General features: G+C 61.8%; 30 protein-coding genes. 11 read left to right on the top strand and 19 right to left on the bottom strand.

Annotated elements, in window-relative coordinates; translation table 11 throughout:
* Positions 1-13: 13 nt before the first annotated feature.
* Positions 14-562: an NUDIX hydrolase gene (locus JOZ06_RS13505; protein ID WP_293233276.1), complete on the bottom strand. Its 549-nt coding sequence runs from the start codon at positions 560-562 to the stop codon at positions 14-16.
* Between the two features lie 230 nt (positions 563-792).
* Here JOZ06_RS13505 and JOZ06_RS13500 point away from each other — a divergent pair, with 230 nt between their 5' ends.
* Positions 793-1050, top strand: coding sequence for a hypothetical protein (locus JOZ06_RS13500; protein ID WP_293233274.1), 258 nt, complete (start codon positions 793-795; stop codon positions 1048-1050).
* 110 nt (positions 1051-1160) lie between these two features.
* Here the strand turns inward: JOZ06_RS13500 and JOZ06_RS13495 are convergent, their stop codons facing one another.
* Together JOZ06_RS13495 and JOZ06_RS13490 are read right to left on the bottom strand one after the other, a co-directional pair.
* The gene (locus JOZ06_RS13495) at positions 1161-1646 is read right to left on the bottom strand and encodes a GNAT family N-acetyltransferase (RefSeq protein ID WP_293233272.1); all 486 of its coding nucleotides are present in this window, start codon (positions 1644-1646) and stop codon (positions 1161-1163) included.
* Between the two features lie 3 nt (positions 1647-1649).
* Complete coding sequence (locus tag JOZ06_RS13490) at positions 1650-1922, bottom strand: DUF1778 domain-containing protein (protein ID WP_293233270.1); 273 nt, start codon at positions 1920-1922, stop codon at positions 1650-1652.
* Between the two features lie 32 nt (positions 1923-1954).
* On the opposite strand from JOZ06_RS13490, the gene JOZ06_RS20700 reads away from it, so the two are divergent.
* Positions 1955-2218, top strand: a complete 264-nt coding sequence (locus tag JOZ06_RS20700; RefSeq protein ID WP_366515190.1) for a MerR family transcriptional regulator — start codon at positions 1955-1957, stop codon at positions 2216-2218.
* Here the strand turns inward: JOZ06_RS20700 and JOZ06_RS13485 are convergent.
* Positions 2178-2672, bottom strand: a complete 495-nt coding sequence (locus tag JOZ06_RS13485; RefSeq protein WP_293233268.1) for a DNA-binding protein — start codon at positions 2670-2672, stop codon at positions 2178-2180. The genes JOZ06_RS20700 and JOZ06_RS13485 overlap by 41 nt on opposite strands.
* Before the next feature lie 479 nt (positions 2673-3151).
* Here JOZ06_RS13485 and JOZ06_RS13480 point away from each other — a divergent pair, with 479 nt between their 5' ends.
* Positions 3152-3451: a type II toxin-antitoxin system prevent-host-death family antitoxin gene (locus JOZ06_RS13480; protein ID WP_293233266.1), complete on the top strand. Its 300-nt coding sequence runs from the start codon at positions 3152-3154 to the stop codon at positions 3449-3451.
* The gene (locus tag JOZ06_RS13475; protein WP_293233264.1) at positions 3426-3683 is read left to right on the top strand and encodes a Txe/YoeB family addiction module toxin; all 258 of its coding nucleotides are present in this window, start codon (positions 3426-3428) and stop codon (positions 3681-3683) included. The genes JOZ06_RS13480 and JOZ06_RS13475 overlap by 26 nt, the downstream gene beginning before the upstream one ends.
* Before the next feature lie 118 nt (positions 3684-3801).
* Here JOZ06_RS13475 and JOZ06_RS13470 read toward each other — a convergent pair whose 3' ends face one another.
* On the bottom strand, positions 3802-4719 hold the full coding sequence (locus JOZ06_RS13470; RefSeq protein WP_293233262.1) for a LysR family transcriptional regulator: 918 nt from the start codon (positions 4717-4719) through the stop codon (positions 3802-3804).
* Between the two features lie 119 nt (positions 4720-4838).
* Here JOZ06_RS13470 and JOZ06_RS13465 point away from each other — a divergent pair, with 119 nt between their 5' ends.
* The 3 genes from JOZ06_RS13465 (at position 4839) to JOZ06_RS13455 (ending at position 7444) form a co-directional block, all read left to right on the top strand.
* Positions 4839-5729: an MBL fold metallo-hydrolase gene (locus JOZ06_RS13465; RefSeq protein WP_293233260.1), complete on the top strand. Its 891-nt coding sequence runs from the start codon at positions 4839-4841 to the stop codon at positions 5727-5729.
* A gap of 94 nt (positions 5730-5823) precedes the next feature.
* Entirely contained in the window at positions 5824-6525 is a 702-nt protein-coding gene (locus tag JOZ06_RS13460; RefSeq protein WP_293233258.1) for a DsbA family protein, read from the top strand.
* Between the two features lie 118 nt (positions 6526-6643).
* Positions 6644-7444, top strand: a complete 801-nt coding sequence (locus tag JOZ06_RS13455; protein ID WP_293233256.1) for an alpha/beta hydrolase — start codon at positions 6644-6646, stop codon at positions 7442-7444.
* A 471-nt stretch (positions 7445-7915) separates the two neighbouring features.
* On the opposite strand, the gene guaA is transcribed toward JOZ06_RS13455, so the two are convergent.
* Complete coding sequence (guaA, locus tag JOZ06_RS13450) at positions 7916-9487, bottom strand: glutamine-hydrolyzing GMP synthase (protein ID WP_293233254.1); 1572 nt, start codon at positions 9485-9487, stop codon at positions 7916-7918.
* 64 nt (positions 9488-9551) lie between these two features.
* Positions 9552-9998 carry an SsrA-binding protein SmpB gene (gene smpB / locus JOZ06_RS13445; protein WP_293233252.1) on the bottom strand — a complete coding sequence of 149 codons (447 nt, stop codon included), beginning with the start codon at positions 9996-9998 and terminating at the stop codon, positions 9552-9554.
* A gap of 166 nt (positions 9999-10164) precedes the next feature.
* On the opposite strand from smpB, the gene JOZ06_RS13440 reads away from it, so the two are divergent.
* Together JOZ06_RS13440 and JOZ06_RS13435 are read left to right on the top strand one after the other, a co-directional pair.
* Positions 10165-10602: a type II toxin-antitoxin system RatA family toxin gene (locus JOZ06_RS13440; RefSeq protein ID WP_293233250.1), complete on the top strand. Its 438-nt coding sequence runs from the start codon at positions 10165-10167 to the stop codon at positions 10600-10602.
* Positions 10595-10876 carry an RnfH family protein gene (locus JOZ06_RS13435; RefSeq protein WP_293233248.1) on the top strand — a complete coding sequence of 94 codons (282 nt, stop codon included), beginning with the start codon at positions 10595-10597 and terminating at the stop codon, positions 10874-10876. The genes JOZ06_RS13440 and JOZ06_RS13435 overlap by 8 nt, the downstream gene beginning before the upstream one ends.
* A 258-nt stretch (positions 10877-11134) precedes the next feature.
* Here JOZ06_RS13435 and JOZ06_RS13430 read toward each other — a convergent pair whose 3' ends face one another.
* The 4 genes from JOZ06_RS13430 to JOZ06_RS13415 form a co-directional block, all read right to left on the bottom strand.
* The gene (locus JOZ06_RS13430) at positions 11135-12985 is read right to left on the bottom strand and encodes a GGDEF domain-containing protein (RefSeq protein ID WP_293233246.1); all 1851 of its coding nucleotides are present in this window, start codon (positions 12983-12985) and stop codon (positions 11135-11137) included.
* A 46-nt stretch (positions 12986-13031) separates the two neighbouring features.
* Positions 13032-13319, bottom strand: a complete 288-nt coding sequence (ftsB, locus tag JOZ06_RS13425) for a cell division protein FtsB (protein ID WP_293233244.1) — start codon at positions 13317-13319, stop codon at positions 13032-13034.
* A gap of 12 nt (positions 13320-13331) precedes the next feature.
* Positions 13332-14615, bottom strand: coding sequence for a phosphopyruvate hydratase (gene eno / locus JOZ06_RS13420; RefSeq protein WP_293233243.1), 1284 nt, complete (start codon positions 14613-14615; stop codon positions 13332-13334).
* Between the two features lie 152 nt (positions 14616-14767).
* A complete protein-coding gene (locus JOZ06_RS13415) occupies positions 14768-16408 on the bottom strand; it encodes a CTP synthase (RefSeq protein ID WP_293233241.1) in 1641 nt (546 codons plus the stop codon).
* Between the two features lie 297 nt (positions 16409-16705).
* Between JOZ06_RS13415 and rpmB the strand changes: the two genes are divergently transcribed.
* Together rpmB and rpmG are read left to right on the top strand one after the other, a co-directional pair.
* On the top strand, positions 16706-16939 hold the full coding sequence (gene rpmB, locus JOZ06_RS13410) for a 50S ribosomal protein L28 (RefSeq protein WP_133684017.1): 234 nt from the start codon (positions 16706-16708) through the stop codon (positions 16937-16939).
* A 35-nt stretch (positions 16940-16974) separates the two neighbouring features.
* Positions 16975-17130, top strand: coding sequence for a 50S ribosomal protein L33 (gene rpmG / locus JOZ06_RS13405; protein WP_293233234.1), 156 nt, complete (start codon positions 16975-16977; stop codon positions 17128-17130).
* 211 nt (positions 17131-17341) lie between these two features.
* On the opposite strand, the gene JOZ06_RS13400 is transcribed toward rpmG, so the two are convergent.
* From JOZ06_RS13400 to JOZ06_RS13365, 8 genes are read right to left on the bottom strand one after another with little or no spacing between them, the layout of a single operon-like run.
* Complete coding sequence (locus JOZ06_RS13400; RefSeq protein ID WP_293233232.1) at positions 17342-18166, bottom strand: uracil-DNA glycosylase; 825 nt, start codon at positions 18164-18166, stop codon at positions 17342-17344.
* A complete protein-coding gene (gene rimI, locus JOZ06_RS13395) occupies positions 18163-18603 on the bottom strand; it encodes a ribosomal protein S18-alanine N-acetyltransferase (protein ID WP_293233230.1) in 441 nt (146 codons plus the stop codon). Before rimI ends, JOZ06_RS13400 begins: the two co-directional genes overlap by 4 nt.
* Positions 18600-19274, bottom strand: a complete 675-nt coding sequence (gene tsaB / locus JOZ06_RS13390; protein ID WP_293233228.1) for a tRNA (adenosine(37)-N6)-threonylcarbamoyltransferase complex dimerization subunit type 1 TsaB — start codon at positions 19272-19274, stop codon at positions 18600-18602. The genes rimI and tsaB overlap by 4 nt, the downstream gene beginning before the upstream one ends.
* 31 nt (positions 19275-19305) lie before the next feature.
* The gene (locus JOZ06_RS13385) at positions 19306-20529 is read right to left on the bottom strand and encodes an EAL domain-containing protein (protein WP_293233226.1); all 1224 of its coding nucleotides are present in this window, start codon (positions 20527-20529) and stop codon (positions 19306-19308) included.
* A 6-nt stretch (positions 20530-20535) separates the two neighbouring features.
* Positions 20536-22437 carry a chemotaxis protein CheA gene (locus JOZ06_RS13380; RefSeq protein WP_293233224.1) on the bottom strand — a complete coding sequence of 634 codons (1902 nt, stop codon included), beginning with the start codon at positions 22435-22437 and terminating at the stop codon, positions 20536-20538.
* 32 nt (positions 22438-22469) lie between these two features.
* Entirely contained in the window at positions 22470-23270 is an 801-nt protein-coding gene (gene cheZ / locus JOZ06_RS13375) for a protein phosphatase CheZ (protein ID WP_293233222.1), read from the bottom strand.
* Between the two features lie 32 nt (positions 23271-23302).
* Positions 23303-23692 (bottom strand): chemotaxis response regulator CheY, encoded by a 390-nt coding sequence (gene cheY, locus JOZ06_RS13370; protein ID WP_293233221.1) that lies wholly within the window; start codon positions 23690-23692, stop codon positions 23303-23305.
* A 48-nt stretch (positions 23693-23740) separates the two neighbouring features.
* Positions 23741-24685, bottom strand: a complete 945-nt coding sequence (locus tag JOZ06_RS13365) for a chemotaxis protein (protein WP_293233219.1) — start codon at positions 24683-24685, stop codon at positions 23741-23743.
* Positions 24686-24687 lie beyond the last annotated feature (2 nt).

Here is a 24687-nt window from a genome sequence, read left to right as displayed (position 1 = left end):
CGCCGCTGCGTCTTTAGCCCGGCAGCATGCCTTGGGCGCGCGCCAAGGCGAAGGCGGCGATGGTGCTGCTGTCCATGATCTCGCCGGCGATGATCATGCGCTCCATCTCCGCCAGCGTGAACCAGCGTGATTCCAGCCCTTCTTCTTCCGGGTCGAGATCGCGCTCGCCGGCGGTGAGTTCGGTGGCGACGAAAACGTGGCACACCTGGGCGCAGAAGCCGTAGGCCGGAAACAGCTTGCCGATCGGCTGCATGCGACCGGCGCTGTAGCCGGTTTCTTCACGCAGCTCCGCCGCCGCCAGCACACAGGGATCGACGTCGGGGAGATCTTCCCACATGCCCTGCGGCAGTTCCCAATAGCGTTGCCCGACCGGGTAGCGGTATTGGCTGACCAGATGAATGCGGTCGCCGTCGAGCGCCAGGATGGCGGCGTAGTCGTTTTTCTCGACGATGCCGAACAAGCCCTCGGCGCCGCTGGCGCGGCGGACGCGATCTTCGCGCACGCGCATCCAGCGGTTGCGGTAGACCTCTTTGCTGTCCAGACAGACGATTTCTTGCGTCATGGTGATTCCGTTTAGTGGTGGATGGTGCGTTCAGTAGGGCGCGTTCGCGCAGCAACGCGCCATTCCCGCGCGCGCCGTCAGCCGCGCTCTCTTGTCATCCCGAATTCTGCTCAAGTAGGCTTGGGTTTGCGGCGCGACAGCGTCGCAGAGGCGCGGGCCCGAGGGTGGCAGCCCCCGGACCCGCTAACCAAACCAACTCCTTAATCCTCTTAACCGAAGGAGAAGTTGATATGGCTGTGTTCCATCGTACTGCAACCCACCCCGCCGCTTCAAACCGCGACCTCCAGCAACTGCCGCTGTTCTCCCTGATCGCCGAGCTATGCGCGCCGCGCAAGGGCCACGCCGACCCGGACGTTTGCCGTCTGATCGTCGATAGCCGTTTGCCGTGGTCGGCGCTACGCGTCGATTCGGAGCGTTCGTGGTTGTATTTGCCGGAGGGTATTCGCACCCGGCGGGTGGCGGGATGCGTGATCTTAACCGCCGAGTAAGGCGCTAACCGGAGGCGGGGAGCGTCGGCTCCCCGAACCTGGGGCGTCGCATAGAAACACTTGGCGTTGTAGCTTGGTGCTTTCCTTCTGCCCCTTGGTTGCCGTCATGGTCACCCCAAGGGCAGATACAAGGTTAACGCCGCACTGACCGATCGATGGAATCCAAATCCTTCGTAGTATGCAGCCACCTGTGCATCTTTGGCATCCACGACCAATACGCGCACCCCCATCGTTTGCCGCACGGACAAGGCTAGATTGACTGCATGACCCAGTAATAATTGGCCATAGCCTTTGCTCTTCTCCGACTGCGATACGGCCAATCGTCCTACCCTTATGGCCGGCACGGGATACGCCGGCAGACGTTTGCGGTCTTCCTCCCGTAGTTCTTGCAGGTAGAGCTGGGCCGCGGATAGTGTGCAGTAACCCAGGATGCGATTTAGCTGTGCGTCGTCGATCAGAACATGGGTGGTGGCAATACCGTCGCGATGATGCTGCCCGGCCCGTTGGCGCAAGTAGTTGTCCAATGCAGCGACACCACATGTGAAGCTATCTCGGTCGTGTAGGGCGCCGTCCAGGACGGAGAAAGTCAGTGCCATACTTCAGCGCTGCGTCAGTTTTGCGGCGGCATCCATCGCCTTCTGCAGGCGATCATTGGGGCTGAATGGCGCGTCTAGCGCGGCGAGGAAGCGGCGTGACTCTTGTTCGGACAGTGTAACAACGGTATCGGCTGCAATGGTGGTATCTGCTTCGCGCAGTACGGCATCGCGCACGAAGGCCGATACCGCCATGCCGCGCAGAGCCGCAGCTTTAGCGATGCGATCCTTGTCGCGAGAATCAAGTCGAAGATCCAGGCGGGCGGTAGTCGTCGTCATCATATACTCCTTTGTACGGAAATATACCGTACATGTTCATGGACAACAAGCGCCTCTTTATTGGGGGCAGCTCACGCCGCGCTGGCGTCAGCGAGCGGATGCTGCGCTACGACGAACAGGAGGGCCTGCTGCGTCCGGCACGCACGGCATCGGGCTACCGCCTCTATGGTGACATGGACGTTCAGACTGCCCAGCGTATCCGGATGCTGAGCATGGCCGGCTTGAATATCGACATCGTTCGCCGAAGGCGTCGCGTTAGCCGCGTGGCACGCGCTGGCCTTCCTTCGTCATGTTGACCCGCCAAGCCGCCCGTGCCACGTCCAATACGTCCTGAGTTAGCGCATAGCCGCCCTTGGCCTGTAACCAGGCCAACACGTCAGCCAGGTGCCAGATCGATGCGCTGCCTTCATGTACCGGCGCTGGGAAACTTTCCGGGTGGGCGAGCATCAGCTTGCGCATGTTTTGCCGTGATACGTCGATGATGTCGGCCACGTCGGTCAGCCCGACCCAGTCCGGTGCGACCTCGATCAGCCGGGCCAACGGCATGGCGCGTTGCACGTCGGCCAATGCACTGCTTACCGCAACGCCGGCATCGGTTGCGTCGCGGGTAAATTCAAGCGCCAACCGCCCCGGCAGTCCAATGCCGACCAGGGCATCGTCGCAGCCGACCTCGCCCAAGCGTTCGACCAACGCATCCGGGTCTCGGTCGTTGTCGATAAGCTGATATTTCAGGGTGAAGGTGTATTCCATACAGGAGTGATGAGTCGTGGTTGTCAAATGACAGCGATTGCCCGCTGAAGTTTCACCACACGCAAGTGCCAACTTGGCTGGGACGGACCGTCGGCATATCTGGGAGAGCATGGCAGAGGAAAAATTTGGGCCGTTATTGGCCATTCTGCAAATCTCCAGACAACGTCTGGAGATTTGCAGATAAGGTCAATTTGATAGATATCGTCCCAATACGCTTTGGGCAAGAGTAGCGTGCGCTCGTGCAGCAGCGCACGGGGAATCGTGGCGTTGTTTCCGGGTTTTGCCAAGTGATCGTGTGCTACATACCCTCAGCTGCAGATCTGTTCTAACGTGTCTTTGTGAGGGGGATCGTACGCCGTGCGCGCCAGTGGTTTGCCATCCAGTAAAATGGCGGTACACTTAACACATGTACGATTTATTGTACATGTCTTGCCATTCATGGGGTGGCTAGTAGGCAAATTGTATTGACGGAGTAGTACATGAGAATCATCAACTTTTCTGATGCCCGCAACAGCCTGCGTACGGTTATCGATCAAGTGGTCGAGGATGCCGACGTTACCGTCATCTCGCGTCGGGACGCGCCGGATGCCGTGGTCATGTCCCTCGATCATTACAACAGTCTCATGGAAACAGTGCACTTGTTGAGTTCTCCGGCCAACGCCGCTCACCTCGCCAAGTCCATCAATCAGGCGCGTTCGGGCCAGGCGAAGCCTCGGGAATTAATCAACAGCTCCGACGCCGAGGCACAACAGCATGCGCAACTTGAAGTTCACGGATGAGGCTTGGGAAAGCAACCTGTACTGGCAAACGCAAGATAAGAAAACGCTCAGACGTATCAACGATCTGATCCAGGCCGCTCAAAGAGAGCCATTTGCGGGCATTGGAAAGCCCGAAGCACTCAAACACAGCCTCAGCGGTTGCTGGTCGCGGCGGATTGATGAGACCAATCGGTTAGTCTATGAGGTGCTTGATGACGAGCTGGTCATCATTTCTTGCCGATATCACTATTGAAATACAAAAGGGGAGTTTGATCCCCCCTTTGCTTATTCATATCCGATGCAAGCCATTACCTTGCTTGATCCGACTCACTCCCACTCAATCGTCGCCGGCGGCATGCTATATCAACCGCTCAGTTTTGCAGCAAATTCCTGTCCCACGGCGCCGCATCGCCGCCGAAACGCTGCGCAAGGAAGTCCAGCAACAGTTGCAAGGCAAGCGGCCGGTGCCGGCGCGACAGGTACACGGCGTGTATGCCCAGAGGCTCCGGTTCATAGTCGGGCAATACGCGCACCAGCCTTCCGCTGCGAAGATCGTCGCCGACATAGTAAGTGGGCAGCATGCCCAGCCCGGCGCCGGTTAAAACCGCGCGGCGCAGGATCGCGGTTTCATTGGTGAACAGCATGCCGTTTGCCGGCACGTCCACGATCTGCTCGCCGTAGCGGAAGCGGTAATGCGCCCCGGCGCCAAAAGAGTTGGTCACGAAGCGATGCGCCTTCAATGCCTCGATCCCGGCCGGCTGGCCATGTTGCGCGAGGTATTCGGGCGATGCGCACAGCACCGAACGGCATTGCGCCAATGGCCGCGCAACGACAGCCGGATCCAGCGAGTTCGTGATCCGTACCGCCAGATCGATGCGATCCTCTACCAGATCCACCGGCCGGTCCGCGACCAGCAACTCGACCTGCACACGAGCATGCAGACGCTGGAAGTCCACCACGGCCGCGGTCAGCTGCGCTTCGGCGAAGGAGCTGGATGTGGCGAGGCGCAGCTTGCCCTCCGGCTCCCGGTTGCGGTTGCCGGCAAGGTGTTCCACGTCTTCCGCCAGTTCCAGCAGTTGCCGACAAGACGACAGTGCCGCCTGCCCGGCATCGGTCAGGGTGATGCGCCTGGTGGTCCGGTGCAGCAGGCGTGCACCCACCCAGCCTTCCATCGACGCCAAGTAGCGGCTGACCATGGCCTGCGACATTTCCAGCCGCTCGGCCGTCTGGGTGAGGCTGCCGCGCTCGGCGACCTCGACGAATACGCGGGCGGCGGTCAAGCGATCCATTCAGGGCTCCATTTCATCGATTACTGCAATAATAAATTTCAACAATGGCAGTTTATCTACTTAATTGGTGGGAATAAAGTACGCCTAGCTCTGCACCCATTTCAACTCAGGAGATCGCCGTGTTTTCACCCAAGAGAATTGCTCGTATTGTCATTCCCGCCCTGACGCTCGGCGTCGTCGCCGCCAATGGCGCCGCGGCACAGGCCGCTGCACCGCTGACCCTGAAGGTCTACAACGCCGACGGCTCCAGCTTCCACGTCAATTCCGTCGTCGTCAGCGGCAAGACCGAGGCGCTGGTGATCGACAGTGGCTTCACCCGCGCCGATGCCCTGCGCATCGCCGCCAACGTGCTCGATTCGGGCAAGACGCTCAAGACCATCTTCATCAGCAACGCCGATCCGGATTTCTACTTCGGCGCCGAAACGCTGAAGAGTCTGTTCCCGCAGGCCCAGGTGCTGACCACGCCGGCCGTGCGCGGAAAAATCCAGGCCAAGAAGGCCGGCAAGATGGCTTTCTGGGGCCCGAAGCTGGGCGTCAATGCGCCGAAGCAGCCCATCGTGCCGGACGAACTCAAGGGCACGACGCTGACGGTGGATGGCGAAACCGTTGAAGTGCGCGGCACCACCGGAGAACTGGCGCACCGTCCCTACCTGTGGATTCCTTCGCTCAAGGCCATCGTCGGCAATATCGCCGTGTTCGGCAACCTGCACGTCTGGACGGCGGATACGCAAAAGCCCAGCGAGCGCCAGGCGTGGTTCGCGCAGCTCGACGAGATGCTGGCGCTGAAGCCGACGATCGTCGTGCCGGGGCACATGGCCGCCGGCAGCGCGCTTGATGCGAGCAGCATCACCTACACGCGCGACTACCTGCGGCGTTTCGATGCCGAAGCCGCTAAGGCGAAGGATGCCGCCGAACTCATCGAGGCGATGAAGAAGGCTTATCCGCAGGCAGGGCTGGGCATGGCGCTCGATATCGGCGCCAAGGTCAACAAGGGCGAGATGAAGTGGTAATCGGGGCGCTGCCCGCCGCCCAGGCCGCCGAGGCGCAGCCGATCGCGCCCGCCGACGCCGTGAACAAGTGCCCGATATACCAAGGAGAAGCGCCATGAGCACCACGACGCTGCACTATCTCTACGATCCGCTTTGCGGCTGGTGCTACGGCGCCGCGCCGCTCGTGGCGGCTGCCCGCGAGGTCTTGCCAGTGCGGGCTCACGGTGGCGGCATGATGGCGGGCGACAGCCGCCAGCCGGTCACGCCGCAACTGCGTGACTACGTGATGCCGCACGACCGCCGTATCGCGGTTCTCACCGGCCAGCCTTTCGGTGAAGCCTACTTCGAGGGTCTGCTGCGCGACGCGTCGGCAGTGTTCGATTCCGCGCCGCCGACCGCCGCAATGCTGGCGGCCGACAAGCTTGCCGGCCGCGGCCTGGACCTGATTTCGCGCCTGCAGATTGCGCACTATGTCGAAGGCCGGCGCATTGCCGACCGCGATGTACTCATCGAGATGGCCGGTGTCATCGGGCTGGACCCAACGGCCTTCGCGCTGGCTATGGATGAAGCGCAAGGCGAGGCGCTTCATTCGCACATCGCCGAGACGCGTCGGCTGATGGAACGTGTTGGCGCACGGGGCTTCCCCAGCTTTGCGCTCGAATGCGATGGCCAGTTCAGCTTGCTCGACGCTGGCGCTTTCCTCGGCCGTCCCCCGGCGCTGCGGGATTGGCTGAGGGCTCAACTGCCCGATGATGTGGCATCTGCTGGCAGCATGACGACAGACTTCGCTTGCGGGCCGGATGGCTGTTCGATTTGAAGCGGGGAAGAATGCCATGCAAGCGCGTGTGACCCCTGTGGGGCGGTTGGTTGGCGGCAAGATCGTCGGCTTCGAGCCGTTCACTGATACTTGGCTAGGGCAATGGAGATGTAACGCTATGAAACAAACAAATTCGCTACAAGGCTGGTCCCGATGGCTGCGCAGGATGGCTGCCGTCGTTGCGCTGGCAGCGGTCGTCGTTCCGCAACGCTCGCACGCTGAACCGGTCGCGCCCGGGCTTCGCAATATCGTGCTCGTGCACGGCGCGTTTGCCGACGGCTCCAGCTGGTCCGAGGTGATCGCCATCCTGCAGCGCAAGGGCTACCACGTGACCACCGTGCAGAATCCCTTGACTTCGCTGGCCGACGACGTCGCCGCGACGCGCCGCGTGTTGGAACGGCAGAAAGGCGGCGTGCTGCTCGTTGGCCACTCCTGGGCCGGCGTCGTGGTGACGGAAGCGGGCAATGCGCCGAATGTGAAGGGGCTCGTCTACCTGTCGGCATTAGTTCCCGACAGCAATGAATCGGTCGGCGATCTGCTTACGAGGCTGCACGCGCCGATGGCGGGCTTGAAGCCCGACGAGCATGGACTGATCTGGCTGGACGATCCTGAGGCATACCGCCAGGTCATGGCCGGGGATGTGCCTGCGGCCAAGGCACGTCTGCTGGCGGCCGTACAACAGCCGATCGCCGCCGGTGCGTTCGGAGAGAAGGTCTCCCATGCGGCCTGGCGCGACAAGCCCAGTTGGTATCTCATCACCGAGAACGATCATGCGCTGCTGCCTGCCGTGCAATGGGAGCTCGCCCAGGAAACGGGAGCGCATCGCGTTACGCTGAAATCCAGTCACATGTCGATGGTGTCGCATCCGGCGGACATCGCCAGGCTGATCGATCGCGCGGCGCGCGAATTAAGCCGCTGACGGCAGGGCTGATGGGGATGCCGAGTGGTGGGTCCTACGCATGGTATCGACCCCGATCATGGCATTGCGGCGAGGCCATACCATTAAGGACCCTCTGAACAAGTTATTTGCCACTGTGTTCGGGCCGGCGTCTGCCGGCGCATCGCGTTGTCGTTTGCCCCTGGCAGTGAATGACACTGCGGCGGGGCGCTCTCCTCGCGTTGCATCCGGCGGACACCGGCCGCAGCCGCAAAAGGTTTGCAGGCAGACCCTACCTCCACTGCGCCCCGCGCCGCGCATCCCATCCCGCCAGGGGCCGCCGCAGCGGTAAATAACTTGTTCAGAGGGTCCTTAAGAATGCCATGAAAAAAGCATTGCTTGGCCGTGCTATTCCTTGCCGGGCGGCGCCAGACGAAATAACAAAAAAGCCCGCGATGACGCGGGCTTGGATCTGTCCGGGGCCACGAGGTGCCGGCCAGCGCAGGCGCTAAATCACTCCCATTCGATCGTCGCCGGCGGCTTGCCGCTGACGTCGTACACCACGCGGTTGATGCCGCGCACCTCGTTGATGATGCGGTTCGACACCTTGCCCAGCAGCGCGTAGGGCAGTTCGGCCCAATGCGCGGTCATGAAGTCGCTGGTGACCACCGCGCGCAGCGCGACGACGTAGTCGTAGGTGCGGCCGTCGCCCATCACGCCGACCGATTTCACCGGCAGGAACACGGCGAAGGCTTGGCTGGTTTTGTCGTACCACGACAGGCCGTCGTCGGCCACGGTGTGGCGCAGCTCCTCGATGAAGATGGCGTCGGCGCGACGCAGCAGATCGGCGTACTCGGCCTTGACCGCGCCGAGGATGCGCACCCCCAGGCCCGGGCCGGGGAACGGGTGGCGGTAGACCATGTCGTGCGGCAGGCCCAGCGCCACGCCCAGTTCGCGCACTTCATCCTTGAACAGTTCGCGCAGCGGTTCGAGCAGCTTGAGGTTCAGCGTTTCCGGCAGGCCGCCGACGTTGTGGTGGCTCTTGATCGTGTGCGCCTTCTTGGTCTTGGCGCCGGCCGATTCGATCACGTCCGGATAGATGGTGCCTTGGGCGAGCCAGCGGGCGTTGCTGAGCTTTTTGGCTTCGCGCTGGAACACCTCGACGAACTCGGCGCCGATGATCTTGCGCTTCTTCTCCGGGTCGGCTTCGCCTTCGAGCTTGCCCATGAAGTCGGCGGCGGCATCGACGTGCACCACCTTGACGCCCAGGTTCTTGGCGAACATGTCCATCACCATCTGGCCTTCGTTCAGGCGCAACAGGCCGTGGTCGACGAAGACACAGGTCAGCTGGTCGCCGATGGCGCGGTGGATCAGCGCGGCGGCCACCGACGAGTCGACGCCGCCGGACAGGCCGAGGATGACTTCTTCGTTGCCGACTTGGGCGCGGATCTTGGCCACGGCCTCGTCGATGTAGTTGGGCATGGTCCACGACGGGTTGGCGGCGCAGATGTCGAGCACGAAGCGGTGCAGCATCGCCTTGCCGTTCTTGGTGTGGGTCACCTCGGGGTGGAACTGCACGGCGTAGAAGCCACGGCGCTCGTCGGCCATGGCGGCCACCGGGCACGACTGGTTGCTGCCGATGACGTTGAAGCCGGCCGGCAGCCCCGTCACCTTGTCGCCGTGACTCATCCACACTTCCTGCACGTGCTCGCCGCTGGGGGCGGACTTGGCCGGCAGGCCGTCGAACAGCTTGCTCGCCACGGTGGTGACTTCGGCGTAGCCGAATTCGCGCACGTGGCCGGACTCGACTTTGCCGCCCAGGCTTTGCGCCATCCATTGCATGCCGTAGCAGATGCCCAAAACAGGGACGCCGAGCTGGAACAACGCGGCGTCGGCCTGATAATCGCTTTCGTAGACCGAGTTGGGTCCGCCGGACAGGATGATGCCCTTGGGACCGAAGGCGCGGATCTCGTCGATCGGCATGTCGAATGGATGCAGTTCGCAGTAGACATGTGCTTCGCGCACGCGGCGCGCGATCAGTTGGGAGACCTGGGAGCCGAAGTCCAGAATGAGGATTTTGTCCATGCTGTTCCTTGAGTGTGGCCCGCCGCAATAGTCGATTGCGTACGGCGGGTGTGCTTAAAAAGCGTTAACCCTTGTCGCGCATCAGGCGCTGTTTCTCGCGCGCCCACTCGCGGTCTTTTTCCGCGGCGCGCTTGTCGTGTTGTTTCTTACCCTTGGCCAGACCGATTTCCACCTTGATGCGGCCGCGGGTGTAGTGCAGATCGAGCGCCACCAGGGTGTAGCCGGCGCGCTCGACCTTGCCGATGAGCTTGTTGATTTCCGACTGGTTGAGCAGCAGCTTGCGGCTTCGAACCGGGTCGGGATGAATGTGGGTGGACGCCGACTGCAGCGGCGAGATGTGCGCGCCGATCAGCCAGAAGGCGCCACGCTGCCAGACCACGTAGCTTTCCTTGAGCTGCGCGCGGCCGGCGCGGATGGCCTTGACCTCCCAGCCCTCGAGCACGAGGCCGGCCTCGTGCTTTTCTTCGATGAAGTATTCGTGAAAGGCCTTGCGGTTATCGATGATGCTCATGAGTCGCTGGCAAGTTTGGGTGCAATGATGAATCCGCCATTTTAGCAGACTCCGGGGCGACGCTGAATCCCTCGAAAATTCAGCGGGTTCTGACACCGGTTTGGGTGTGATTCTTGTCTGTTGTCGGCTAAACAGGTAACGTTCTGTTTTTTGCCGTTCGTGCGCGATGAAGGTTGTTGAAAAGAATGTGCTGGTCGGGCATACCCCGGACCAGATGTATGCGCTGGTGAACGATTTCGAACGTTATCCGGCATTTCTGCCTTGGTGCTCGCGCGGCGAGGTGTTGTCGCGCGAGGGCGACCTGATGCTGGCGCGCTTGCACATCGATTATTTCAAGGTGCGGCAACATTTCTCGACGCGCAATGTCTGCGTGCCGGGGCAGTCGATCACCATGACGTTGGCCGATGGGCCGTTCGAATCGCTGTCCGGCTGTTGGCAATTCAAGCCGCTGGGCGCGATGGGCTGCAAGATCGAGTTCCGCCTGAGCTACCAGTTTTCCAGCCGCATCCTGGAAAAACTGATCGGTCCGGTGTTCGACCATATTTCCGCGTCGCTGGTCGACGCATTCATCAAGGAAGCCGACCGGGTGTATGGCGATGACTGAAGCGATCGAAGTGGAAGTGGCCTATGCCACCCCGCAACAGCAGCGTCTGCTGGCGCTGACGGTGCCGCAAGGCACCCGCGCGCTTGAGGCGGCCGAACGCTCCGGCTTGTTGGCCGAGTTCGCCGTGCCGTTGCCGCCGCGGTTGGGGGTGTTCGGCAAGGCGGTGCCGGCCGATTATGTGCTGCGTGCCGGCGACCGGGTGGAGATTTACCGGCCGCTGCTGGCGGACCCGAAGGAAGTGCGCCGCCGTCGCGCGCGCGCGGCCAAAGACTGATCGCAGGCACCGCGCGGGAAAAAAACAGCCAGCATGCAGCTGGCTGTGAGGGTGTTGACAAACCCATGCTCGCGAAGCGAGCGCCCCCTCTCAGGGAGAGGGCAGGGGGAGTGGGAATCGATGGGCAGGCTGCGAAATCAGTCAGTTGCCACTGAGGCCCGGCTGTGCCGGGTCCTCCGTAACCGCTGCAAACCACTAAATCAACAGCCTGACAGCCAGCATGCAGCTGGCTGTTTTCGTTTACGGCGGCAGGGGCGGTCAGAGCGGCTGGCCCAGGCCTTCCTCGGCGCTGGTGACGCGGTTTTTGCCGGCCAGTTTGGCTTGGTACATCGCCTGGTCGGCGCGCTCGATGACGTCGATATCCCGTTCGCCCAGATGCCATTGCGCGACGCCAGCGCTGAAGGTGATCACCAGCCGGTCGTTGTTGGCCAGGAAGAAGGTCTTGGTCAGTTCGCGCTGCAGCCGGCGGATGGTCTCCATCGCCTCGTCGTGGTTGGTGTCCGGCATCAACAGCACGAACTCCTCGCCGCCGAAGCGCGCCACCACGTCGGCGGGGCGGATGTTGTTGCGGATGACGTCGACCAGATAGATCAACGCGTCGTCGCCGGTGAGGTGGCCGTAATGGTCGTTGAGCCGCTTGAAGTTGTCGACGTCGATCAGCGCGACCGACAACGGGCTCTTGCTGCGCTCGGTGCGGCTGATCTCGCGCTGGAAGTGCTCGGCCAGGCCGCGGCGGTTATAGGCGCCGGTCAGCTGGTCCTCGCGAACCTTGGCGCTGGCGGTCTCCAGCGCTTGCTCCAGCTCCTTGATGCGCTGTTCGGCGGCCTCGACCTGGCCCTTGGCGGTAACGAGCTCGTCGCGCGAGTGGCTCAGGCCTTCCTGCATTTCCACCGTGTCTTCCACCAGGTCGGCGATGATGTGATTCAGTTCGCCCACGTCGGTGGTTTCCTTCAAGCGCAGGCTGTGCTGACTGATCTTGTGCTGGAAGTCGTCGGTGCTGTCGGTAATCGCCGATAGGCGGCTAATGAAGCTGTCGAGCAGGCTGCGCAGCGAGTTGGCGGCCTCGTCCAGCGATTGCTTGAGGTTGCCCTGCTTGCGGATCACTTCGCGCAGGCTGGTTTCCAGCTGATACAGCTGCTGCATGGAAATCGGCTGTTGCCCGAGGAGCTCCTGCAGGCTGGCGATCTGCCCCACGAGGAAACCGTCGCCTTGGTTGAGTTCGGCGACGTTGTCGAGCATCAGTTTCAACAGGCTAGACAGTCCGTTGACGAGGCGGCCTTCCTGCTGCGTCTGCAGTTCGAGCTTGATCATGAGGGCGCGCAGGCGCGGCATGTACGCGCTAAGCGCGTCGGCTCCCTCCAGGTCTTCCAGTTCGGCGATCAGCGCGTCGAGGTCGTGCTGCAGTTCCGGGGTATTGGTCAGGCGCGGCTCAAGACCATGCTTGAGCGTATAGGCCAACAGCTGCTGCCAGGCGCGCCAGCTGAGGTCGTCGAAGCCGCGTTGCGGCAGGTCGGCCGACTCGACTGCGTCGGCCGCTTCGTCGACCGGCGTCTCGTCATCGGCGGTCGCCATGAGCTGCGCACGCGGTCCTTGCGGCCGGCCCCAGTTGGCGACCAGTGCGTCAAGCTTGCGGTTGAGTTCTTCCGGCTGGTTGCCGTAATTGATCAGCACGCGCTCGAGCGCGGTCTGTTTGAAGTGCTGCGGCAGGTCGGGCACGCGCATGTCCCAGGCGCGGATCAGCTCGCTGATTAGCGAACCCCAGCTTTGCGCCAGCTCGACGTCCTTCAGCGCTTCGCGCATGCAGTCGACGGCTAGCTGCGGCAACTGTTCCCAGCGCTCCTCGGCGGCGGCCTGTTGCAGTTTGCTCAGCAATAGGCGCGATGGCGCGCTTTGGGAGGCTTGCGATTCGATGGCGCGCACCAGCTGACTGGCCAGGCGGCTTTCTCGGTTTTGCGGTGCGGCGTGGGAGAGCTCGTTGTACACCCGCTCGAAATTTTCCGGGGTGGGGAGCAGCTTCCTTACCGATAACTGCTTCAGTGTCTCGCGCGCGACTTCAATCGGATTGGTTGTCGTCATGGCCCATACCCAGGGAATTTTGCTGTCACGCATGCGGATGGCCTTTTGAGGTAAATGGCCAAGCCTCGCAAGGTGGCAATTATCTGTTTGCGCTTGCAGGGGCTAGCAATTGAAAAAATACCTCGCCGTTTTTAACCATGCCCAATTCGTTGCGGGCGCGTTCTTCAATGGCGTCTGTCCCTTGTTTCAAATCGCGCACTTCAGCGTCCAGCGCAGCATTGCGGGCGATCAACTGTTGGTTGAGCGTCCGCTGCTGCTGAAGCTGGCGGTCTAGCTGCCAGACCCTGAACCAACTGCCCTTGCCAAGCCATAACGGCCATTGCAAGGCGATCAGAAGGGTTACCAGGGTCACGGTCAGCCAGCGCATATTTTATTTATATTATTTGATTTGATAAAAAGCTGCACGGCCCGGGTAGGTCGCTGCATCGCCCAGTTCTTCTTCGATACGCAGAAGCTGGTTGTACTTGGCCATGCGATCGGAACGCGACAGCGAGCCGGTCTTGATCTGCATGCAGTTGGTGGCCACGGCCAAGTCGGCGATGGTGCTGTCCTCGGTTTCGCCCGAGCGGTGGCTCATCACGCTGGTGTAGCCGGAACGCTTGGCCAGGTCGACGGCCTTCAGGGTTTCGGACAGCGTGCCGATCTGGTTGACCTTGACCAACAGCGAGTTGGCGATGCCTTGGCGGATGCCTTCGGCCAAGATGGCCGGGTTGGTGACGTAGATGTCGTCGCCGACCAGTTGCACGCGGTCGCCCAGACGTTCTGTCAGAATCTTCCAGCCTTCCCAATCGTGTTCGCTCATGCCGTCTTCGATCGAGATGATCGGATATTGGTCGGCCAGTTTCGCCAGGTAGTCGGCGAATTGTTCCGAGGTCAGCGCCAGGCCTTCGGCGGTCAGGTGGTAACGGCCGTCGCGGTAGAACTCGCTGGATGCGCAGTCGAGCGCCAGCATCACGTCTTGGCCCGCTACGTAGCCGGCAGCGTCCACGGCTTCGAGAATCAGTTGGATGGCTTCTTCGTGCGAGGCCAGGTTCGGCGCGAAGCCGCCTTCGTCGCCGACGGTGGTGGCGAAACCCTTGTCGTTGCAGATCTTCTTCAGGTGATGGAAGATCTCCGCGCCGCAGCGCAGCGCTTCGCGGAAGGTTTGCGCGCCTACCGGCATGATCATGAATTCCTGGATATCCAGGGTGTTGTTGGCGTGTGCGCCGCCGTTGATGACGTTCATCATCGGTACCGGCAGCGACATCGGACCCGCGCCGCCCAGATAGCGGTACAGCGGCAGACCGGCATCTTCGGCGGCGGCGCGAGCCACGGCCATGGACACCGCCAGCGTGGCGTTGGCGCCCAGGCGGCCCTTGTTGTCGGTGCCGTCGAGTTCGATCATGGTCTTGTCGATGAAGGCTTGGTCATTGGCGTCCAGGCCAATGATGGCTTCGCAAATTTCGGTGTTGATGTGCTCGACGGCCTTGAGCACGCCTTTGCCGAGATAGCGGCTCTTGTCGCCATCGCGCAGTTCGAGCGCTTCCTTTTCGCCGGTCGAGGCGCCGGACGGTACCGCTGCGCGGCCCATGACGCCGGATTCGAGCAATACGTCTGCTTCAACGGTCGGATTGCCGCGAGAATCAAGGATCTCCCGGGCTACCACATCGATAATCGAACTCATAATGTTACACCTATCCTGGTTTGGTTGATTTTATTGCTCCCTAAGGAGCGGTCCTGCAAAACGGCAAAACAAAAATCAGCGCGTCGGCTCCGGTGTCGGAACGGTTTGGCGCGGCCGCCTCGGCCATGGCCGGGGCGGCCCCCATATTATCCCTAGCTCGCGCTTTTTTCCGCCTTATAGGTCAAGGCAGCTTGAATATAGGCGATAAACAGCGGATGGCCATCACGCGGCGTCGACGTGAATTCCGGGTGGAATTGACAGCCGAAGAACCAGCGATGTCCGGACAGCTCGACGGTTTCGACCAGCCGTTCGTGGCCGGCCGACAGGCCGCTGATCTTAAGGCCGGCGGCCTCAAGGCGCGGCACGTAGTAATTGTTGACTTCGTAGCGGTGGCGGTGGCGTTCGACGATGTGCTCCGCGCCATAAACGTCCGCCGCGAGCGAACCGGGCACCAGGTCGCATTGCTGGCCGCCCAGACGCATGGTGCCGCCCAGGTTGGAGTTGGCGTCGCGGGTCTCTACCTTGCCGTCGTGATTGACCCACTCGTCGATCAGCGCCACCACCGGGAATTCGGTGTCGGGGTTGAACTCGGTCGAGTTGGCGCCGGCCATGCCGGCCACGTCGCGGGCGTATTCGATCAACGCGATTTGCATACCCAGGCAGATGCCCAGGTAGGGAATATTGTTTTCGCGCGCGAAGCGCACTGCCTTGACCTTGCCTTCGACGCCGCGCTTGCCGAAGCCGCCCGGCACCAGAATGGCGTCCATGTTGGCGAGCGATTCGGCGCCGTCGCGCTCGATCTCTTCCGAGTCGACGTAATGGATGTTGACTTGGCTTTGGGTATGTACGCCGGCGTGCTTGAGCGCTTCGGACAGCGATTTGTACGACTCGGTCAGATCGACGTATTTGCCGACCATGGCGATGTCGACGCTGCTCTTCGGGTGCTCGATGGCGTCGATGATGCGTTCCCAGGCCGAGAGATCGGCCGTGGGCAGATCAAGCTGCAGCTGCTCGCAGATGATGTTGTCGATGCCTTGGGCATGCAGCATGCTCGGCACTTTGTAGATCGTGTCGGCGTCGTAACAGCCGATGACGGCTTGTTCTTCCACGTTGCAGAACAGCGCGATCTTGCGGCGCTCGTCGTCCGGCAGCTCGCGGTCCATGCGGCACAACAGCACGTCCGGCTGGATGCCGATTTCGCGCAGCTCCTTGACCGAGTGCTGGGTCGGCTTGGTTTTGATTTCTCCCGCCGTGGCGATGTACGGCACGTAGGAGAGATGAACGTACAGTGTGTTCTTGCGGCCCAGCTGGGTGCGCATCTGGCGGATGGCTTCCAGGAAGGGCAGGGATTCGATGTCGCCGACCGTGCCGCCGATTTCGACGATGGCCACCTCGGCGCCGTTGGCGCCTTCATTGACCTTGAGCTTGATCTCGTCGGTGATGTGCGGGATGACTTGCACCGTGCCGCCCAGGTAGTCGCCGCGGCGCTCTTTGGTGATCACCGATTCGTAGACTTGGCCGGTGGTGAAGTTGTTGCTTTTCTTCATCTTGGCGTGGATGAAGCGTTCGTAGTGTCCCAAATCGAGGTCGGTTTCCGCGCCATCCTCGGTGACGAAAACTTCGCCATGCTGGAAGGGGCTCATGGTGCCCGGATCGACGTTGATGTAGGGATCGAGCTTCAGCATGGTGACTTTCAGCCCGCGCGATTCGAGAATTGCGGCGATGGACGCAGCAGCGATGCCCTTGCCAAGGGAAGAGACCACGCCGCCGGTAACGAAGATAAACTTGGTCATGGATCTGCGACTCTGTTGGAATCCGGGATTCTACCCTGAAAGCGGCTCCGATTTGAACCGCCTTCCCCCTCTGTTGTCGCGTGACGGTCAGAAAAATCTTTCCCAATGCGACACTTGCCGCGTTTCCCTCTAAGAAAATTCGACGCGAAACCAGATTTGCGGCATACTGCGACGTTCATTCACATCATTAACGCGACGCCGCATTGCCCCGAAATGTTGGGCACAGGCGTGCACTGGCTTGAATATAACGCATTTTTTGTGGTATAAAGCCAGTTTTACCGGTTTTGGGAGTTCAACATGGCGCGTGTTTGCAAAGTCACCGGCAAGCGTCCGATGACCGGGAACAACGTTTCCCACGCCAACAATAAAACGAAACGTCGTTTTCTGCCGAACCTGCAATATCGCAAGTTCTGGGTAGAGAGCGAAAACCGCTGGATTCGCCTGCGCATCTCCAATGCTGCGCTGCGCACCATCGACAAGCTGGGCATTGATGCTGTCCTGGCCGATCTGCGCGCTCGCGGCGAGATCTGATTCAGCGATAACACGGATAGCGACTGAGGTATACCATGCGCGATAAGATTAAGCTGGAATCGACTGCCGGCACCGGCCACTTCTACACCACGTCCAAGAACAAGCGCACCATGCCGGAAAAAATGGAGATCAAGAAGTACGATCCCGTTGCCCGCAAGCATGTTCTGTACAAGGAAACCAAGCTGAAATAAGCCTGGCTCCGGTGACGTGGCACACACAAAAAACCCTTCGGACAACCGAAGGGTTTTTTGTTTTATCCATACGGCAAGCTGACCGCGCATCGTCATGAGAGGGTGGCGCACTGCCTTCGGCGAGTGCGCTCTACGAGAAAGCGTGCCCCGTTGGGCAGGGCGCAATCGACGCGCGACGCGCGGCATTGCGCCAAACACCTGAGGACACGCGCTAGCGGGCCGCGAGCGTCTTTTTCGCCAGCACCCAGTCCTGCCAGGCTTTGGCCTTGTCGGGCGGATTGCGCAGCAGATAGGCCGGGTGATAGCTGACGATCAGCGGGTGGCCTTGGAAGTCGTGCGCGCGGCCGCGCAAGCGGCTGATGCTCGACTCGGTCTGCAATAGCGTCTGCGCGGCGAAGCGGCCCAGCGCCACGATGATGTCCGGTTGGATGTGCGCGATTTGCTGCAGCAAGTAATTTTGGCAGGCGGCGATTTCGTCGCCGGCGGGATTGCGGTTGCCCGGCGGGCGGCACTTCAGCACGTTGGCGATGAAGACGTCGTCCTGCGGGGATAGGCCGGCAGCGGCGAGTAGATTGTCGAGCAGCTTGCCCGCGCGGCCGACGAAAGGCAGGCCTTGACGGTCCTCTTGCTCGCCGGGCGCTTCGCCCACGATCAGCCAACGCGCGTGGCGGTTGCCGCGGCCGAACACCGCTTGTGTGCGGGTCGTGCACAGGCGGCAGCCCTCGCAGGTCTGCACGGCTTGTTCGAGCGCCTCCCAGCTAGGCAAGGCGTCCGCCGTCATCGGTGCGGCCGCGGCCGGAGCGACCGCTGCCTCGCGAGGCGCGATCGGCTCGGAAGCGACGGAGACGAGGGCTTCCTGCGACGGCACGCCCATGGGCGCCTCAACGGGCTCTGCCGTCACCGTCTCGGCCGCCGGGGAGGCTGTCTCGGGGGCGGCGAGCCAGCTCGGCACGGGGTGGGCCACGAGCCGGGCATCCCGTGCTTGCCAGACGGGGCCGAGTCCCATGATGTCGATCAGGGTGGAGAGGCGGCTCACAGTGACATCTCCATCAAAATGGCATGCTCACGGCCTTGGGCCGCTGGATAGTAATGCTTGCGCAGGCCGGTTTCGACGAAGCCCGTACGCTGATAGAGACGTCGGGCGGGTTGATTGCTTTCGCGTACTTCCAAAAAAACGCGATGCGCACCCAGCGCACGCAATTGCGTCAGTATGGCCGCCAATAGCGCAAATCCCAGGCCCTGGCCTTGCAGCTCCGGCGTGATCGCCAGATTGAGAATTTCGGCTTCGTCGAGCGCCATCATGGCCAGCGCCTGGCCGGCCAATACGCCATTTTGCGTCACGACCAGGCAAAGATGGCCTGCCTGCAGCGAGTCGCGGTATTGTCCGGCGCGCCAGGCGTGCGGCACGGCCCGCGCTTCCAGCGCCGCCATGGCCTCGGCGTCCTCTGGCGTGCCTGCGCGAAAATCGATCATTGGCGCCGCGCCTGTTGCTCTTGGCTCGTCAGCGCGACTTTGTCGCGCACGTACAGGAGTCCGGCGTCGCGCGGGTGGCCTGCGGCGTAGCGGCCGCTTTCGGCCAGGCGGATCAGGCTTGTCGCGTTTGGAACGATGCCGTCGTCGACGTCGATGAGCGCCGGCGCCAGCCGCTCGGTCAGCGATGACGGGTATTGGCGGAAGCCCGAACCGATGCCGATCCAGCCGGAGGCGGCCTCCGGCAACACGACATCCTGCGGGTCCCGCAGCATGATCGGCGTCAGCCGCTGCCAGTGCTCGGTATCGTAGCCGGCGCAGTAGACCTGCTGCATGCGCGCGTCCAGGCAGACCAGGACGCGGCCCTTTTTTTGCTCCGCCATGGCGTCGAGCGTGGGGATGGCGATCACCGGCAGTCCGGCGGAGAACGCGAGCCCCTGCGCCAAGCCGCAGGCGATGCGTAGGCCGGTGAACGACCCGGGGCCCTGGCCGAACACCACCGAATCCAATTGCGCGAGACGCACGCCCATCTCGTCGAGCAGCCGGCGCACGCCCGGTAAGGCGCGTTCGGCGTGCGCCTGGCCCGCCGGCTCGTGCAGCACCGCCTGTTGCCCTTGCCATTGCAGTGCGAGGGACAGGAAATCGGTGGAAGTGTCGATGGCCAGGCAGTTCATGAGAAAAATCGCGTCGAATCAAGACCGCGCATTATAAGCCGAGGCCCTCGACCCAGGCCAGCGCGGAGGTGTGCGCCTGGTTGAATGCTTCGCTGTCCAAGCCCAGTTCGGCGCAACGTTCCGGCACGCCGTCGAGCGACAAGCGCTCGCAGGCCTGTGCGAGCTGCAGATACGGCGTGTACATGCTTTCCTTGCCGAGCAGCGCCGACTGGATGGCCTCGGGCAGGTGCATATGCTCGATCACTTGGTCCATCGGCATGTCGAACAGGACGTCGAGCAGGCTGAACATGCCGGTGATGAACAGGTTGTCGCAGTTTTCCGGTGAGAAATTCTTGCTCTGGCCCAAGAGTTCCATCAAACGTCCGCGCGTCACCACGGTTTTCTGCAGTGCCGGCGGCACGCTATCGCCGTCGCCGGCGGTGATCAACAGCAAGGTCAGCCAACGGTACAGCTTCTTGTACCCCAGCACGGTGACGGCATGGGCGAACGAGGAGATGGTGGTGTTGAGCCCCGCGGCGGCCGAGTTGACGTAGCGCAGCAGTTTGTAGGACAGCGCCACGTCGCGTTTGAGGACGTCTTCCAGCGTGTGGATGTCGGCGTCCTGGCGCAGCAGATTGAGCAGCGTCAGCGTGTTGGCGAAGGTGGCGTTGATCACCTTGGCCGACAGGGTCTCCGGCCGGGCGAAGTAGAAGCCTTGGTAGCCGTCGAACCCCAGGTTCTGACACAGGTGAAACTGTTCGCGCGTTTCGACGCGCTCGGCGATGCGGCTGACCGGGAAACTGCGCAGCCGCGCGGCGCTCAGCTCAAAGGCCTTCTGTTCGGTATCCTGCGTGTCGAGCTTGACGTAGCTCGCTTGTTCCAGGAAGGCCGCGGACGGCGCGTCGAAATGGAATTTGTCCAACGCGATGTTGAAACCCATCGAGCGCAAGTGGCGCACGCGCGATTGCAGCTCGGCGCTCAGTGCGATATCCGGCGCGATCTCCAGGATGATGCGCCGTGGCGGCAAGAGTTCGAGGAAATCGCTGGTCAGCATCTCTTCGCCGACGTTGATGAATGCCAGCTTGTTGCCGACCAGCCAACTCGTGCCCATGTGGTTCAAGGTATTGACCAGGACCTGCGTGTCGGCCGCGAGAACCGCGGTGGGGCCGGCGGCGTCCGCTTGTGCTGTAGGACGAAAAAGCAGCTCATAACCTATGAGCTGCTGATTTCGATTCAAGACGGGTTGTCTGCCAATGAATGCGTTCTTTGTTGTCATGCCTGCTTATACGGTTATCAATTCGGACATTCTGGTACCGCCGCCGGCATCGTTGGCGGCGAGGAGGTCCTCCATGTCCAGTACGAGGACCACCGAACCGTCGCCGGAGAGCGTGGCGCCCGCCACGCCTTTGGGGCGGATATTCTGCAGCGGCTTGATCACCACGTCGTCACGGCCGACGAACGAATCGATCGCCAGGATGAAGGCCTTTTCCGCCGATTGCATCAGCACGCCAAAGCATGGCTTCTGCGTCGGCTCCCAGCCCAAGAGGCCGGCCAGCGTCTTCAGCGGCAGGATTTCGTCGCGCACCACGATGGTGGGCTTGCCCGATACTTCCTGGATGGCGTCCGGATCGATGGTGATGATCTCGCGCACCATGGCCAGCGGCACGGCAAACGCCTGGTTGCAGACGCGCACCACCAGCACCGGCAGGATCGCCAGGGTCAGCGGCAGCGAAATGCTCATGCGCGTGCCTTCGCCCGGCACCGAGCTGATATCGATGCGGCCGTTGAGCTTCTGGATGTTGGTACGGACCACGTCCATGCCCACACCGCGCCCGGAGACGCTGGAGATCTGATCCTTGGTCGAGAAGCCCGGCAGGAAGATCAACTGCAGACACTGCTTCTCGTCGAGCGAGTTGGCCGTTTCCGGATCGATCAGACCCTTTTCGATGGCCTTGCGCCGCAGGGCATCGGCGTTCATGCCGCGGCCGTCGTCGGTGATCTCGATCAGGATGTGATCGCCGACCTGCTCCGCGGTCAACTGCACGGTAGCCTGCGGCTTCTTGCCGGCGGCGATCCGTTCGTTGGGCAGTTCGGCGCCATGATCGACCGAATTGCGCACCAAGTGCACCAGCGGATCGTTCAGATCCTCGATCATGGTCTTGTCGAGCTCGGTCTCCTCACCGGAGAGCACCAGCTCGACTTCCTTGCCCAACTGGCGGGCCAGGTCGCGCGCCAAGCGCGGGTATTTCTGGAATAGACGCCCGATCGGCTGCATGCGCGTCTTCATGACCGCGTTTTGCAGGTCGCCGACCAACAGGTCGAGCTGGCTGATCGATTCGTCGAGCGAGCGCAGGGTGTTGGTGTCGTGATTGCCTTGCAGGATTTCCGTTCGCAACGTGGTCAGGCGGTTTTTGGTCAGCCCGATTTCGCCGGACAGGTTGAGCACCATGTCCAGGCGCACGGTGTCGATGCGGATGGTGTTTTCCTGCGGGCCGCTGACATTGCCGCCGGCTTTGGCCTGCGCCACGGTCGGCTGGGTTTTGGCCGGCGAGGGCGGCGGCACGGCGGCGACCGGCGCGGCCGGTGCCGGAGCGACGGCAGTAGGTGCCGGGGCCGGTGCCGGGGCTGGGGCCGGTTGGACCGCGGCAGGCTCTGGCGCCGGCGCAGCGGCCGGGGCCGGGCTTGCCCCGGTGACGCTCTGATGCAGCGCGTTCCAGTCCGGACCGCCTTCCGCCGGTGCGGCCGCGGGTTCGGCGGGGGCGGGGGCGGGCGCTGCGACGCTGACGGGGCTCTCGCCCGCCAGTACCGCGTCCAGCGCGGCCAGCAGGCCCGCGTCGGCCGGCTGGGGCATCAATCCTTGTCCGAGGGTGCCGAACATTTCCTGTACGACGCTGGTCGCGTTGAGAATCACGTCCATCACTTCGGGCGACAGGCTCAACTCGCGGTTACGCAGTTTGTCGAACAGGTTTTCCGTGCGGTGGCACAGCGTGACCATCGGGTTCACGTTGAGAAAGCCGGCCCCGCCCTTGATGGTATGGAACCCCCGGAAGATGTCGTTCAACAAAGCGGTGTCGTCCGGGCGCTTTTCCAGTTCGACCAACTTGTTGTCGACATCCGATAGCAGGTCGTTCGACTCCATCAGAAAGTCCTGCAGCAGCTCTTCCATTCCGCCGAATTCACTCATGGTGACACCTCGTACTAAGACTCACGACTTTGTTAGAATCCCAGGCTTTCCAGCAGGTCGTCGACCTGCTGCTGACTGGTCACCACATCAGAGCGACCTTCCGGGTTGACCACCGGCCCGTTGAGCAGGCTGGTGTCGACATCCACTTTCTTCAGGGTTGGCGAGTAGGCGATCAGGAACGATACCAGCTCGTGCTCGATACCCTTGAACATATCCATCATCTTCTTGATGACCTGGCCGGTCAGATCCTGGAAATCCTGCGCCATGACGATTTCCAATAGCTGGGTGCTGGTGGCCTGGGTCTGCTCGGGCACGCCCGCGAGGAAGCCGCGGGTTTCCTGCGCCAGCTGCTTGAAATCGCCGACCGACATCTGGTTGGCGAACAGCATGTCCCAGCGCTTGCTGAGCGCCTCGGCATTTTTCTCCAGCGTGTCCTGAATCGGCTTGGCCACGTCGGTGGCGTTGAGCACGCGCTCGGCGGCGCTCTCGGTCAGGGTGGCGATGTAGGTCAGACGGTCCTTGGCGTCAGGAATCACGTCGACCATGCTTTCCAGCGACTTGTCGTAGCCCATCGACTGCATGGCATCGTGCAGCTTGCGCGTCAATTGGCCGATCTGTTCGTACATGATCGCCGGATCGACCTGGCTTGGGTCGGTCACCAGCGCTTGCGGGACGATGGCTGCTTCCGCCGCCGCGGGGGCTTCGGGCGCGACCGCGGCGGGCGCGGTTTGCGCGGGTTCAATACTGTCCAGCGTTTGGTGCGAAATGGAGTCGAAGAGCGCTTCGAGCTCCGGCGAGTCGCCGTTTTCCAAGATGTGATCCGGCACGATCATTCCTCCTGATGCAGGCCCCTGGCGGGTCCGTTTTATTTATTCATGGCCTGGAAGATCTTGTTCATCTTCTCTTCCAGTGTCGCCGCGGTGAAAGGCTTGACGATGTAACCGCTGGCGCCTGCCATGGCCGCTTCTATGATGTTTTCCCGCTTGGCTTCGGCGGTAATCATCATGAACGGCAGGCCCTTGAGTGTGGGCTCGGACCGAACCGCTTTCAAAAGCTCAATACCGGTCATATTGGGCATGTTCCAGTCAGACACTACGAAGTCGTAGTGCTGGGTCTTGAGCTTGTGCAACGCGACCTGACCGTCCTCGGCTTCATCCACGTTGGTGAAGCCGAGTTCTTTCAGCAGATTGCGTACAATCCGGCGCATCGTGGAGAAATCGTCCACCACGAGGAAGCGCATATTCTTGTCTGGCATCAAGATACATCCCGAAATTATTTAATCCAAAAGGACTATTCTAAACCATTACCTTTGCAAGAACGGAATCAAAGTTTCCGCCAATGCGACTGGATCGAATTTCGCCACGTAGGCATCCACCCCGACGCTCGAACCCATGGCTCGGTTGGCGTTCGAGGAGAGCGACGAATGCATGATCACCGGGATGCCGTTGAAGCGATGGTCGGATTTGATCAGCCTTGTCAGCACGTAGCCATCCATTTCCGGCATTTCGGCATCGACCAGAATGACCTTGAGATAGTCGTGCAGCGACTCTCCCTCGGGCCAATTGCGCGAGGCGAACATCTGAAGGCGTTCCCAGGCTTCGCGGCCGTTGGTCGCCTGCTGGAACTTGATCCCCATCTTCTCCAGCACGCTGGAAATCTCCTTGCGCGCCACCGCCGAGTCGTCGGTGAAGAACATGTATTGGTCTGTGCCGAGCTGTGCCTGCGGTACGTCCGGCACGCGCGCTTCGCCGGTCACGCTGGCCAGGATCTGCTCGACGTCCAGGATCGATACCAGCTTCCCGTCGTCCAGCTCGGTGATCGCCGTGATCAGGTTCGATTGCACGGCGGCGCTGGTGATCATCATGTTGTCCGGCGCGCGCACCTTGTCCCAGTCGACGCGGATGATACGGTCGACCGAATCGACGAGAAACGCCTGGGTGCTCTTGTTGAATTCGGTCACGATCATCGTGTCGAACCGCCGCGCCGCGTTATCCGGGCAAACGAACTTGGCGAGCGAAATCACCGGGATGATATTGCCGCGTAGCGACAAGACGCCCACCACGCCGATCGGCATGTTGGGCGATTTGGTAATGGCCGGGGTTTGCGAGACTTCGCGAACCTTGAAAACGTTGATGCCGAACGTCTCGCGCGTACCCAGCGAGAACAGCAGGATCTCCATTTTGTTGGAACCTGCCAGTTTGGTGCGGGCATCGACCGTTGCCAGCAAGGAGGCGTCGTTGGCTGCCATCT

This window comes from Paludibacterium sp. (genome assembly GCF_019232825.1).
Lineage (GTDB): Bacteria > Pseudomonadota > Gammaproteobacteria > Burkholderiales > Chromobacteriaceae > Paludibacterium.
The sequence above is the reverse complement of the archived record's forward strand: the minus strand, read 5'-3'. Positions and strand labels throughout refer to the sequence as shown.